The organism is Psychrobacter sp. I-STPA10, from assembly GCF_021012795.1.
Lineage (GTDB): Bacteria > Pseudomonadota > Gammaproteobacteria > Pseudomonadales > Moraxellaceae > Psychrobacter.
Window position 1 is genome coordinate 31,007 of the sequence record NZ_VFYU01000014.1, and the last position, 13,099, is coordinate 44,105.

Below are 13,099 nucleotides of genomic sequence, written 5' to 3' on the forward strand. Positions count from 1 at the left end.
CATAATGAAAAAAATTCAATAAAAGATGAATTTTTTATGAACATTCGTTGACAAATATATGACATAAATTTTTAATAAAAATCTTTGCTACTGCCAAGAAAATAAAGCTTTCAATAAGCAGCCATATAGATAAATACACTCATGTTTATGAATCAACAGATAACGATGAACAGTTTAATAATTGCTGAAAATTTGCTAGGATAGGCATTCTAAAATTACTGGTTTCTCGCTCATGTCTGCCAACCCTCATGCCCCAAATCTTCATACCAGAATCGTTTACCCCGGTACATTTGACCCGATTACCAATGGTCATATCGACTTGGTACACCGTGCCGTCAAGCTGTTTGATGAAGTGGTGATTGCCGTCGCACTGGGGCATCATAAAAAGCCAATGTTTGATTTTGAAGAACGTGTCAAACTGGTAAAAACAGTATTTGAGCATCTGCCCCAAGTATCTGTGGTTGGTTTTGAAGGCTTATTGGTTGAGTTTATGCGTGAGCAAAACGCCACGGCAGTCTTACGCGGATTGCGTGCGATGTCTGATTTTGAATATGAGTTTCAGCTTGCCAATATGAACCGTGAGCTCGATGATAAGTTTGAAGCGGTATTTTTAACCCCCTCGCAAGACTACTCTTTTATCTCATCGACCATGATTCGTGAGGTAGCCAAGTTAGGTGGTAATGTCTCCAAGTTTGTTCCTGACTGTGTGTTAGCCGAATTTGCCAAAAAACGGGCAAATAACTGGCAATAAGCCTGTGGGAGAAAATTATGGCACTATTCATCACTGATGAATGTATCAACTGTGACGTTTGTGAACCTGTGTGCCCAAACGATGCCATCTCAGAAGGTGATGATATTTATGTCATCAATCCTGACCTGTGTACCGAATGTGTGGGGCATTTTGATGAGCCGCAATGTGTCGAGATTTGCCCCATTGACTGTATCCCCAAAGACCCCAATCACGAAGAGAGTCAAAGCGACTTAATGGCAAAATTTAAGCAAATCACCAATCAATAAGCCAATTACGCCTCTTTGACTCAGCTCACTTTATTACCTGCTTAATAACATGATAAGGAAATGACGATGAAAATAGCAAAACTTACCTCTCTATTATTTGCTAGCACACTTGTGGCTGCCACTACTTTATCAGGTTGCCAAAGTCTTCAAGGACAAATGAAAACAGGCAACCCTTTTAACCAACCTCAGCTAAAATCAACCATTCAAAGCGTTGATGGCAATCATAGTAACATTGGTGAAATGTATCTACGCCAAGTTGATAATGGGGTGCAAGTCTATGGTCAAATCAATGGACTACAACCAAATGCAACTTATGCGTTGCACATTCATGAAACAGGCAGTTGTAATAATGCTGGAAAAACAGCGGGGGGGCATTTTAACCCCAACAACACCGCTCATGGTAACCCTGACGACATAAATAGTCATGCAGGTGACTTACCCAATATCACTGCCGATGCCAATGGTGTCGCTACCATGAACTATGTTAAACAAGGCATTAGTGTGGATATGGGTGCAGATAATAGTGTCTATCGTCGTGCTTTTATCTTACATGCGGGTGCTGATGATTATCAAACTCAGCCCTCTGGTGATTCTGGCGAACGTATCGCCTGTGGGGTGATTGAAAAAAACTAACCAATGCTATCTTATCTCCATTTAGGCTATAGATATAGTCAACGAACTTTATAACTTCGCTGACTATATATAGCCTAAAACCCTAATCAAGCACCACAAAAAATCCCCGACTGTTGTCAAAACAGTGGGGGATTTTTAATTGTGTCTACTTGCAAAAATTAAGAACCTGTATTCATAATCCAAAATTAGGGGAGTTTTAAACTAAAATTGCGTAATACAAGGCAAATTTTGGGGCGAATAGTCACTCTATTTAACCCAAAATTTAACGCCGTAGTACGTCTATTTTAGGCAAAAAGCTACCATTATGGGTTGTGAATACAGGTTCTAATTAGTAAAACCTACTAACACGATAGAATGTAGAACGAAAACTTTATCTGTTAACGCATACGCTAACAGTCTAAGCTTCCTCTACCCACTCACCTTTACGCCAATACAGTCCCCAACGGGTTGCTTTGCCTGTTTTTTGATTTTCTGAACCAATATACTGCTCTTTTTGCTTACGTGACCAGCGCAGTATCGTCGGATTACCATCTGGATCTTCATCAGGGGCTTTAAATAAATACTGAAATTTGGCTTCCATTTGATCTTGAATGGGACGCAGCTCCGCCAGTTTGGGTGCACGCGTTTCACGTACTTTGGGGAATTTAGACGCTGCTAAGAACATGCCTGCTGCCCCTTCACGCAAGATAAAGTGATCATCGTGTTTGCTAGATTTTAGCTCAGGCATGTCGATGGGATCCATACGTGGTGGTGCAGGCTCACCATTTTTAAGTACTTTACGTGTATTATCACATTTTTCACAAGCAAAATAAGGACCAAAACGTCCTGTTTTTAGAGCCATCTGCCCATCACATTTATTACAATCAATGGTAGGGGCGTCTGAGCCAGGGACTTCAAACTTGCCCTCTTCTAACACATAGCCATCACAGTCTGGGTTATTACCACACACATGCAGCTTAAGACCACCATCAACGATATAGCCGTCCATCGCTGTGCTACATTTTGGACAGCGTTTTTTCTCCATCAAGTCTTTAACTTCTGCCACTTCATCATTTTCACCTTCATCAAGATTGGCAAAAGCTTCGACTGGCATCAGATTTTTTGTGCCCTTACAACGCTCTTTTGGTGGCAGGTTATAACCTGTACAGCCTAAGAAAACACCTGTAGAGCCATTGCGTAGCTGCATGGGACGATCACATAAATCACAATGCACATCAGGCACATCAGTCGGATCATTGGGGCGCATGCCTTGTTTATCTTTGGCATGATCCAGCTTGACTTTAAAATCACCATAGAAGTTATCCAGCACATACCTCCAGTCTTGCTGACCTTGTGCCACTTCATCAAGCTTATCTTCAAGCCCTGCGGTAAACGCATAGTCCATCAAATCTGGGAAACTTTCTGTCAAACGGTCAGTGACAATATCACCCATTTTTTCAGCAAATAAGCGTTTATTCTCTAATTTCACATAACCACGATCTTGAATGGTTGAGATAATCGCTGCATAGGTTGAAGGTCGTCCAATACCTTTTTTCTCAAGCTCTTTGACCAAGCTGGCTTCAGTATAACGCGCAGGTGGCTTAGTAAAATGCTGACTGGGATCAAGCTTGATAAGGTTTAAATGATCGCCTTGTTTGACCTCAGGCAGCAACGTATCATCGGTTTTTGCTGGTGGCAACACTTTGGTATAACCATCAAAGGTCATGGTACGCCCACGTGCTTTTAGCTCAACATCACTGGCGTCAACAATCAATGTCACCGACAGATATTTGGCAGGGGGCATCTGACACGCCACAAATTGACGCCAGATAAGCTCATACAAACGTATGGCATCACGCTCTACCCCTTTGAGCTGAGTTGCTTTCATTTTGGTATTGGTTGGACGTATCGCTTCGTGTGCCTCTTGAGCATTTTGCTTACTACCATAAACATTAGGCTTTTCGGGCAGATATTTATTACCAAAGTTACTGTCAATATAGTCACGCACACTCGCCAGCGCATCGGCAGACAAGAAAGTCGAATCGGTACGCATATAAGTGATATGCCCTGCTTCATATAACTTTTGTGCCAATATCATGGTTTTTTTCACCGAAAAACCTAAGCGTGTACTGGCAGCTTGTTGCAAGGTTGAGGTAATAAAAGGCGCACTTGGACGAGATTGGGTCGGTTTTTCTTCACGAGTCTTAACCACAAAGTCTGCTGACTTTAACACGTCTAATACTGCATCGGTCTGCTGTTTATTACTCAGCTTTAAAGTCTTTCCTGCTTGTTTAAGTGCTTCTAAGCGAATCGGTGTTGACGCATCTGATTTAACGGTCGTGTCTGCATGTATCTGCCAATATTCTTCGGGGATAAAGGCTCTAATTTCTTTTTCACGTTCCACCACAAGGCGGGTGGCGACAGACTGTACTCGACCTGCGGATAAGCCACGGGCGATTTTCTGCCATAGCAGTGGCGACACCATAAAACCAACCACACGATCCAAAAACCGCCGTGCTTGCTGTGCATTTACCCGATCGATATCAAGCTTAGCAGGCTGTTTAAAGGCACTTTGAATGGCAGATTTGGTAATCTCATTAAATACCACACGCTGATATTTACTATCATCACCACCAATGACTTCACGTAGATGCCAAGCGATTGCCTCTCCCTCTCTATCCAAATCGGTCGCCAGATAGATTTTATCAGCATCTTTTGCCAGCGATTTTAGCTCTTTGATGACCTTGGTTTTGTTCGGCAGGACTTCATACACCGCTGCCCAGTCATGCTCAGGGTCTACGCCCATGCGCCGTACCAAGGCTTGCTGTGCTTTTTGCTCTTTACTCAATGCTGCATCAGCTTTGGTCGTTTTTTTAGCTTTACCTGCACCGCTAACAGGCAAATCACGCACATGACCAATACTAGAGCGGACAATAAAATCATCGCCGAGATATTTATTGATGGTCTTTGCTTTGGCTGGTGATTCCACAATGACCAATGACTTACCTTTTGCAGTCGCTTGGGTCGTTTTGGATTTAGTAGCTGTATTGCGAGTGGTTTTTGCCATATAAGATGACACCCTAATAGATAAAAAATTAAAATCAAATAAAAACTATTGTGACGTTTTACATAAAATAAAATCAATATAAATAAAACCAGCAAATAAGATATGAGCTGGTTATTTGAGTATACAAGTGTATCAAAACAAGTTAAATTAAGGTAACACAAATGACTAATAATAAAAACAATTTAAAAAATTCACTTATTAGCTCGGTTGACTGTTGTCTTAACTTGACTTAACTGTTAACTTTCACTGCTCTTAACTGAGCCGCTGCGCCCACTCATTAAGCTGGCGTTTTATTTGTAATAAATCAGGCTCAATATCCTCACTACGATAATTAGGATTACTATTGGGTTTGACATAAGCGCTGTCGTCCCAAAAGATCACCATACTATTTGCCTTGCTATAGACGGCCTTAACAAAAGGTTGTACCGACTCAGGTAAATCTAATGGCAATTTATCCAAGCTAAAATTGGCTGTCACTGTGTTATCTGTCGTATCTGGTCGCAATTGATTGTCCACCACCTGATAACGAGTTTCTGGTAGCTTAATATCAGATAAAATAATGGCATATTGCGCGATCATTCCTCGACCATATTCATTATCCTTGCCTCGTATCCAGCTAGGACAAGCAATCAGCTTGGGGTTGAGTTCCAGTCGCCGTGCTGTCATACGCAGCTTATCAAGCCGCTGTTCGACACCACTGGGTTTTAGTGCCATGATACTACCCAATACAAACAATACGATTGCAACTGCAATCCAACCACCTAACCCCATCATACCCTCACTCAATGTCACAATATATTTATTTTGATGAGCAGAGTAGATGATTTACTCATACCATGTCGAGTTATTTTTTTTCTTAGTAGATGGCTTCGCTGCATCATCTGATTTTTTAGTTTTCTCATTTGTGGCTACTGTTTGTAGCTGTGATAAGCTGGCAGGTATGCTAATGTCAGCAAGCTGTGCTTCATACTCTTGAGCCACCTTTGGCATCAAGGCGTCCATCACTGGCTGCCACTGTGCCTGCACATCACGGTAGCGTTTTTGGGTTTTATCAAATACTGCCAAACCTTGCTCTGCCATTTGTGGATATAAGCTACGCTCTGTAATCCAAGCTAACGGCTGCTGTCCAATATTGGTAAAAAAATTAGTCAGACCTTGATTGGTACTGCTACGTGCACGCACTCGATTTGCCAACAAATATATCTCAACTTTACCTTTACGAATGCGTTTCATATCTTGAATGGATTTTAAAAATTGCTTAGTGCTGTCGGCATCAAATACTGAAGGCAATACAGGAATAACAATGGCTTTGGCTTCACTGATCAGTGACTCGGCACGCTCGCCTGACAGCGATCCGGGCGCATCAATAATTAACCAATCCTTTTTGCCCAGTTTTTTTGCTGCTTTTTTTGGCAAATCCCCAATATCATCTTCTTGTCGCCAGTCTACTGCCAATATTGGAGCGGCTGTATCAGGACGCTGTTTTAACCATTTTAAACTGGACTTTTGTGGATCAGCATCTGCCAAAGCCACAACTTGTCCCTGATTTGCCAAAGCAGCAGCCAATGTCACTGCAACAGACGTTTTACCACAACCACCTTTTTGATTTGCAATCAGCACAGTATTCATAAATTTTTCCTAGCAACAGTTGAGAAAAACAGTTGAGAAAATAGTCAGGCTCATTCACCACCATGTCATCAGCAATCTATGACACCTTATAACGTATAATGTTGCTCATATCCTTGATTGACTCAACTGAGCAGCAAATAAGCATCATGATAAGCTAACTCAATCAGATTATGATGGTTTTATTTACAGGATTATTCATATCCAATCTTAGATATTAGTCAAGTCAAAGCCCATGACCCGCATCACTGCAACAGAGGTTCTCTGCTTTTGCCATAACGGATTATAAATAACCACAAACTAGAATAACAAAAAAAACAGACGATAGATATGTCTAGACTAGGAAAATATCCCTAAAAATTAAAGGGATTTATTTTAATCAGTAAAAATAATACCATTTTCACTCATAAACCAATCGAAGAAAATGAGGACAAGTATTACAAATCATGGGCTAAGCGAGTTTGCCATCACTTTAAGTTAGATAGGTTATGTTAGAGAAGTGCTATGGTTGATTCAAGATAATACCTCGCTCTCAACTTATTTTACTAAATTGATATATGACCCCTCCCAAATACTCCCCTTGCAGTAAGGGGAGGACTTAAAAACCACTACACTCCCCCTTAAAAAGGGGGGAGGCTAGGAGGGGGTTGAAGTTGAGAGTGAGGTAGATAATACGATGACAATAAAGCCAGTTGCAGGTGTCTATTTTGTAGTGCAAATAAGGGTAACCTCATTGCTGTTTAGTCGCTCTTTGACACTATGCACAAAGCTTAATCAACAAAGCTTAATTAACAGAGTTTAATCAACAAAGCTTACCTGCCAGTTGGTCATGCCAACGTCGATACTCAGGCATGGCAGTCTTGACCGCCTTCCAAAACTCAGGGCTGTGATTGGGGTGATGCAAGTGACATAGCTCATGCACAATCACATATTCGCTGCATTCAATAGGATAGGCAGGTAGATACGCTGACAGCCAAATACGTTTGGCTTGAGTATTACAACTCCCCCAACGAGTACGCATTTTTTTGATACGGGTTTCATTGGCAGTTGCACCAACAATGGGCTGCCATTTTGCAAATAATGCTGGCATGACCTGTGCTAATGCTTGCCGATAATACTCAATCTTTTGTGCCTCGCTCATTGCTTGACTTTGGCTTATTGACTGCGGCTCACCCCATAATAAAAAAGCACCATCTTGCTGTTGCTGGCTTTGTGCCTGCTGAGTGATCAGCCGCTCATGTTGACTGATGACCCACGGCAGCCGTTGTTGTAGCGCATGCGCAATGTGTTTATCCGTGGTAAATAAAGGCGCTGACATACTAAGCAGCATCGGCTTGAGGCGAAAGTTAAAATTTTTCACCCGTTTGCGAGTAACGCAAAGCTTGATACCTGCTTGCGCCAACTGCTGCTGCATAGCATCTAATGAAGGTGTGGGAGAGGCATTAAAAAAAGTAGTCAATATACTGCTCAATCAAAACAAACCACGTTTGGCAATGGTTAGCAATTATGCTCGATATTTACTGTTAATGCGGTGACAGCAGCATAAAATAGTGCAGGATATGCTACCGCTTGTAAGTGATTATCAAATGCCAACGCATGGCGTACTTGAGTCACATGTAGCGGCTTGACAGCGTTATTTGCTTGCTCTTGTTTATCACTAGCCACTTTATTACTATTAGCCACTTTTCCACCATGTTCAATAAAATCGCTATTTACTGTAAACTGGGTCAAATTTCCTTGACCATCACTGACAATAAAGCCCTGCGTCTGCAATGTGTTAGTATCAGCCTGACATTGAGACTGATTATCCTGTGTCAAAGCTACTGCCACGCCAGCACAGTCAGGTAACTTAGCTGATTGAATCATTTGTCCTGATTGTAAATCATACACTGCTGCACAACCACCAATAGGACTACTGGCACATAATAAATTCGTTTTGGCATTGATTGCAACACTGGCAATATAGTGATGAAACTGCTGCCATTGACCTTGTGGCATCGACAAAGCAGTAAACGCCTCTTCACCACGGCGATGCGTCAAAACCAGTGGCACATTAAGATGCCGCTCTCCTTGAAACTGAATACCTATCGCCACCAAACCATCAGGGTGCAGGGATAAATGGCGCACACTCATTTGATTATGCTCAGGATATATTTGCTCAAGTAAGCGACCATCATGGCGATTTAAATATACCAAAGAAGGCTGCATACTATCCAAGTTAAGCTCTTCTCGAGAGGCTTTTTCGGTCTTGATACCACCATTGGCGATGACTAAGGTTTCACCATCGGGATGCGCTAACAACTCATGTGGTCCAATACCATGGGTGGCAAACTCAGCAATCTTTTTATATTGCTGATTAACTGCATACACACCAATCTTACCCGTCAGACTGACCGTATCATTTTCGGTCACATATAAAGTTTGTCCATCAAGACTAAAGCAAGCATGTCCATAAAAATGCCGCTGACAGGCAGCTTTGATGCGATAAATGACCTCACCTGTTGCCACTGCCAATACCCAAAAGTGCTCACTAGGTCGCCGTCCCATCACCACCACATGCTGATGAGTATCTACTGCCAATTTAGTCGCTGTTGTTGCTGTGTTTATTGTTGTGGTTGCTTTATGTATGCCAACTGGCTGTACCACAATATCATGCACCCGCTCTGGCATCGGAGTCTGCCACAAGATATCTTTGGCTGCATTATCAGCAATACCGACAACCGCAAACTCACCCTTGCTTAGATCTCCTACCCCACTTACCCATGCCACTGTTTCGGCTTTAGTATGATGAATAGCATTGTTTGTAGCAATATCTACGGTGCTTGCTTGCGCTGTTTGTTTGCTTTGTCTATTACTTTGAGAATCGCTATCTTGGCAGTTTGAGCTATGTTGACAACTTTGATGAGGTTTTGAATTGGTATTGCTATCTGCTGCTTGCCATGCAGCAAGCCATGTTTGCTGTGCACTATTGATGGCTTGTGTATTAGCATGGTGTAAGCGTTGTAGCTGCGCTTTTACCCCAACCACATAATCTTGTAACTGTGCTTGAGCATGATGACGCTTACGATACTGATGATGTATCGTCACCAAAGCACCCGTACCCAAGCTTGCCAAGCCCAGTGTTTTTATGGTCATAGCAAGTATTGGGGTAGAGTGTTTAACATTATGATGACTTTCATCTTGATGATACGACAACTTAACCTACTCCAAACCAATCATTGAGAACAGTATGACTTAATTTAACCAACATTTGATTAATCACCATCCGTACTATTAAAGCCAACTTGTATACCCAAGGTAGGTATCAGTTGACGTTTGATTAATTGGGTAATCTTAGTGAGATCATCATAAAGCTGCTGCTGCGTTGCTTTATCAGCATCTGCGATATTCTCAGGCATTTGTGCCAGTAAAGTGGTGGTTTTAGACAGCTCAGTTGATAACTCTTCTCCCACAGGATTATTCTGCTCCTGCTGCGCTAACATGGCAGTTAATACAGGGTCGGTCAATGCTGTATTTAAAGCAGCTACCTTCGCCGTCATAATGGCTCGGCTTTGTCCCGCTGCCGCAGCAGGTAAATGACCTTTTTTAGAGCCTGTTAGCCCAAGTGGTTTATCCAAAGCAGTTGATTTAGTGGTCTCAACCAAAGACAATAATGAGTTTATCCAGCGGTTAAGCCCTGCTTTAGTATCCGCATCACTGCCTGCATTTAATAGCTGAGTGCCATTATCACGCCAGTTATCTTCAATGGCTTTTAGGCGTGTCGTCAAGGCAGCACTGGCACCAATAATGTAGTTACACTGTGCTGCATCCAATGTATCATTGGCATACAATACCTCCTCAAGCCCTGGGATACCCTGCACAATCGCACTTTCATGTAACAGCGCATCTTCTTGTAGCTTAGGATTGGCAGCAATTAAATCAATCACACCTTGATGTACCAAACCACGCTCATCAGGATAATAGTTAATGTATAAATCGGTCATGCTATCTGTTGCAGGACCAAAATTAATCATTTCTGCCGTTGCCCATGCCTGTGCTAATAGTAGCCACTGCTCACGCAGCTGTTGTAATTTGTCACCTTGTAGTGGTGCTTGTTGACATTGCTCAGTTGCAATTTTATGTAAAGCTTGGCTTTGTTTGGTCGCTTGCGCATAGGCAGGTATGATTTGTTGATCCACCACATGTTGTAGATAGCTTTGTAGCGCTTCTGGTTGTAGTGTAACCGCTTCAGGTCTAGTAGCACTTGCATCTTGAGCCGTGGTTGTTTCAATGACAGCGTTTTCTACACTTGTAGTTGTATCACCTTCTTGACTTGATGTAGATGTCTCTTCATTGGTTTGTGTATCATTGGTTTTTGCACAGCTAATCAAAAAACCTGCACTTAAGGCAGATAATACCATGGCTGCTAATTGATGTTTTTTCATAATTATCTCTACTTATTGTCTTAGTTTGGTGGTGTTCTAAAAAGTATGCTACCCCCTCCCTGAGAGGCGTTAAAAAATTGCACTGCAATTTTAGCCTCGCAAGGGAATTTCTTTAAATAGAAATTCCTACAAGGAGGGGGCTAGGGGGAGGGCTGAAACTATGGTAATTCATTAAAAATAACCACAGCATACTTTTGAAACACTACCCTTAATTTAATAGCCATCATAAATATGATAGTTAATGATATTGTTCATTGATATATTGTTCATTAATCCCCTACAGTACGCTTTACCTCACTAAATTACCACCATATACTGATAACAATTTGCTTGTAAAACAAGTAATTTTACTGATTATACTATAGTCAATCTAATATAATTTCACCACAAGGCAACCGAGTGAAGATAGTACACGTAGTCCATCTAGCGAGGTTAACACTGTGGTGGATTTATAGTAGGCAGACTATACTTATAATTCGCTTAAACTGCTCAGCACTATAATGAATCCAAAAATGCTGTCAACTCAGCTCGACCTTGTTTATCAAGCTGTAAAACCTTTTGCTTTGCTTCCTCAGCTTCACCACCATGCCAAAGTACCGCTTCCATTGGGCTTCTGGCACGACCATCATGCAAGAAGGTTGCTTGTGAATCAACCGTTTGCGCCAAGCCAATACCCCACAGTGCTGGTGTGCGCCATTCATACGATGTCGCCAAAAACTCAACTTGCGCATCTTTTGCTGGCAACTTACCAGCAATGGTACGATCAGCCAAATCATCACCCATATCATGCAACAACATATCAGTATAAGGATAAATAATCTGTCCATGCTGCTCAATGCGATCATCATCAGTCTTAGCTAGCTGATAGCGAGGTGTATGGCAAGCAATACAACCCATATCATAAAACCGCTTCTTACCTGCCAACACCATTTTATCATTGGCATTGCGACGATTAGGTACAGCTAAGTTGCGTGTATAAAATTCCACAAATTTTGCCACTTCATCACTGACTTCAACTGGTGGCTTACCATCACCTTGATCCTCAGCACCTGTTGGTGCAGCCAGACAAGCTTTTTGTAATTTTGTACATGACTCAATAGGACGAACTCGTGAGGTCAATCCCATATCTTCATTAAACGCACTTTGATTTTGAGTAAGTAACCGTGTTTGTCCTGCTTTCCAACCAAAGCGTCCTACCATCAACTCACCTGTTACTGGATCAGTAACCCAGTTATACTTGCCACTAATACCATCTTTGTCACTATCATCACTATCTGCTTGTGCTTTGATATCCTTTGCCGAAATTTGCTCAAGTAACCCAAGACCAATCATCGGTAGAGCCACCCGAGGGGATATCATCAAATCATCATCAAATTTACCATAACCTGGCTGCGTTAAGTTAAATGTTGGTTTACGCAACGTCTCCACATGCCCATCTGCAAAGGTGACTGGTTCATCTGCCCATGACACCTCAATTTTTGCTTCAGCAGGCACACCTTGAATACCCCGATCTTGTAACTGCCCACCATAAGCGGGGTGTGGAATCTTCTCAATTTTAGAAGCTTGTAGCTGTTGTTTTTGTTCTTCTGTTGTTGCAGGTAGTGCCAAACGTATCAATAAACTATCGGCATCATCATTGGCATGCATCGGTGCATGTCCACGTCCATCTTTGATATGACAGGATTGACATGCTGCGACATTAAATAATGCACCCAAGCCATCACGACTGTCGGTGCTAGAAGGTGCAACCACCCAAGGCTGCTTAAAAAAAGCATTACCAATAAAAAAATTACCTTTTCGAGAAGCACTAATGTTTGAAGACGGTTTAGAATAACTCTCTGACGAGGTAATATTAATACCTGTATCACCACCTTGCTTCACTTCACGTGGATCAAACGTAGCCAGTTTTTGTAGTGACGTACCCGATAGCTCCTCTATCATCTGTGTCCGCTTATCCTTAGGCTCACTACTTGGCGGCTGCATTTGTTCATTGTCACTACTGGTAGCTTGAGCTTGCTCTGTAGATTGTGTTTCTTGCTTTTCATCATCCATCGGCTGACAGCCACTTAGCACATTACTTGCTAGCACACCCATCATGCCTACCATTAAGCCTTGTTTTATGCACTGTGGTAGATATCGATGTTGATGAGATAATTGCTTATAAGACGATACATGCCTAGCAAATAAAAGATAAACTGGGGAATATCTTGACATATCATTACCTACTGTTTTACAGCTTTTCTCAAACACTGCTTTAAAAAAATTCTGCTGACTGCTTTACAATCAATCCATAGCAATCACAACAAAAAAACACACTATTCAAATTGTGGAATAGTGTGTTTATTGTACTACT

The 13,099-nt window shown here is 41.9% G+C and carries 9 protein-coding genes and 1 pseudogene; 3 read left to right on the plus strand and 7 right to left on the minus strand.

Annotated elements, in window-relative coordinates; all coding sequences use genetic code 11:
* Window positions 1–232: 232 nt before the first annotated feature.
* The 3 genes from coaD (at window position 233) to FHK89_RS06040 (ending at window position 1,650) form a co-directional block, all read left to right on the plus strand.
* Window positions 233–751: a pantetheine-phosphate adenylyltransferase gene (gene coaD, locus FHK89_RS06030; protein WP_230657961.1), complete on the plus strand. Its 519-nt coding sequence runs from the start codon at window positions 233–235 to the stop codon at window positions 749–751.
* A gap of 17 nt (window positions 752–768) precedes the next feature.
* Window positions 769–1,017, plus strand: coding sequence for a YfhL family 4Fe-4S dicluster ferredoxin (locus tag FHK89_RS06035; protein WP_230657963.1), 249 nt, complete (start codon window positions 769–771; stop codon window positions 1,015–1,017).
* 66 nt (window positions 1,018–1,083) lie between these two features.
* Window positions 1,084–1,650, plus strand: a complete 567-nt coding sequence (locus tag FHK89_RS06040) for a superoxide dismutase family protein (protein ID WP_230657965.1) — start codon at window positions 1,084–1,086, stop codon at window positions 1,648–1,650.
* Window positions 1,651–2,047: 397 nt separating this feature from the next.
* On the opposite strand, the gene topA is transcribed toward FHK89_RS06040, so the two are convergent.
* The 7 genes and pseudogenes from topA to FHK89_RS06075 form a co-directional block, all read right to left on the minus strand.
* Complete coding sequence (topA, locus tag FHK89_RS06045) at window positions 2,048–4,696, minus strand: type I DNA topoisomerase (protein WP_230657967.1); 2,649 nt, start codon at window positions 4,694–4,696, stop codon at window positions 2,048–2,050.
* Between the two features lie 252 nt (window positions 4,697–4,948).
* Window positions 4,949–5,470 (minus strand): hypothetical protein, encoded by a 522-nt coding sequence (locus FHK89_RS06050; protein ID WP_230657969.1) that lies wholly within the window; start codon window positions 5,468–5,470, stop codon window positions 4,949–4,951.
* Window positions 5,471–5,668: 198 nt separating this feature from the next.
* Window positions 5,669–6,325, minus strand: a pseudogene (locus tag FHK89_RS06055) (AAA family ATPase); the annotation flags it as partial.
* A 799-nt stretch (window positions 6,326–7,124) separates the two neighbouring features.
* Window positions 7,125–7,781: a M48 family metallopeptidase gene (locus tag FHK89_RS06060; protein ID WP_329958691.1), complete on the minus strand. Its 657-nt coding sequence runs from the start codon at window positions 7,779–7,781 to the stop codon at window positions 7,125–7,127.
* 38 nt (window positions 7,782–7,819) lie between these two features.
* Window positions 7,820–9,517 carry a DUF1513 domain-containing protein gene (locus tag FHK89_RS06065; protein WP_230657975.1) on the minus strand — a complete coding sequence of 566 codons (1,698 nt, stop codon included), beginning with the start codon at window positions 9,515–9,517 and terminating at the stop codon, window positions 7,820–7,822.
* A 59-nt stretch (window positions 9,518–9,576) separates the two neighbouring features.
* Entirely contained in the window at window positions 9,577–10,746 is a 1,170-nt protein-coding gene (locus tag FHK89_RS06070) for an imelysin family protein (protein WP_230657978.1), read from the minus strand.
* A gap of 495 nt (window positions 10,747–11,241) precedes the next feature.
* Window positions 11,242–12,960: a di-heme oxidoreductase family protein gene (locus tag FHK89_RS06075; RefSeq protein ID WP_230657981.1), complete on the minus strand. Its 1,719-nt coding sequence runs from the start codon at window positions 12,958–12,960 to the stop codon at window positions 11,242–11,244.
* Between the last annotated feature and the right edge of the window lie 139 nt (window positions 12,961–13,099).

Excerpts from the sequence above, each read along its gene's own strand:
- coaD (WP_230657961.1), top strand. The coding sequence starts at position 233 with ATGTCTGCCAACCCTCATGCCCCAAATCTTCATACCAGAATCGTTTAC.
- FHK89_RS06035 (WP_230657963.1), top strand. The coding sequence starts at position 769 with ATGGCACTATTCATCACTGATGAATGTATCAACTGTGACGTTTGTGAA.
- FHK89_RS06040 (WP_230657965.1), top strand. The coding sequence starts at position 1,084 with ATGAAAATAGCAAAACTTACCTCTCTATTATTTGCTAGCACACTTGTG.
- topA (WP_230657967.1), bottom strand. The coding sequence starts at position 4,696 with ATGGCAAAAACCACTCGCAATACAGCTACTAAATCCAAAACGACCCAA.
- FHK89_RS06050 (WP_230657969.1), bottom strand. The coding sequence starts at position 5,470 with ATGATGGGGTTAGGTGGTTGGATTGCAGTTGCAATCGTATTGTTTGTA.
- FHK89_RS06070 (WP_230657978.1), bottom strand. The coding sequence starts at position 10,746 with ATGAAAAAACATCAATTAGCAGCCATGGTATTATCTGCCTTAAGTGCA.
- FHK89_RS06075 (WP_230657981.1), bottom strand. The coding sequence starts at position 12,960 with ATGTCAAGATATTCCCCAGTTTATCTTTTATTTGCTAGGCATGTATCG.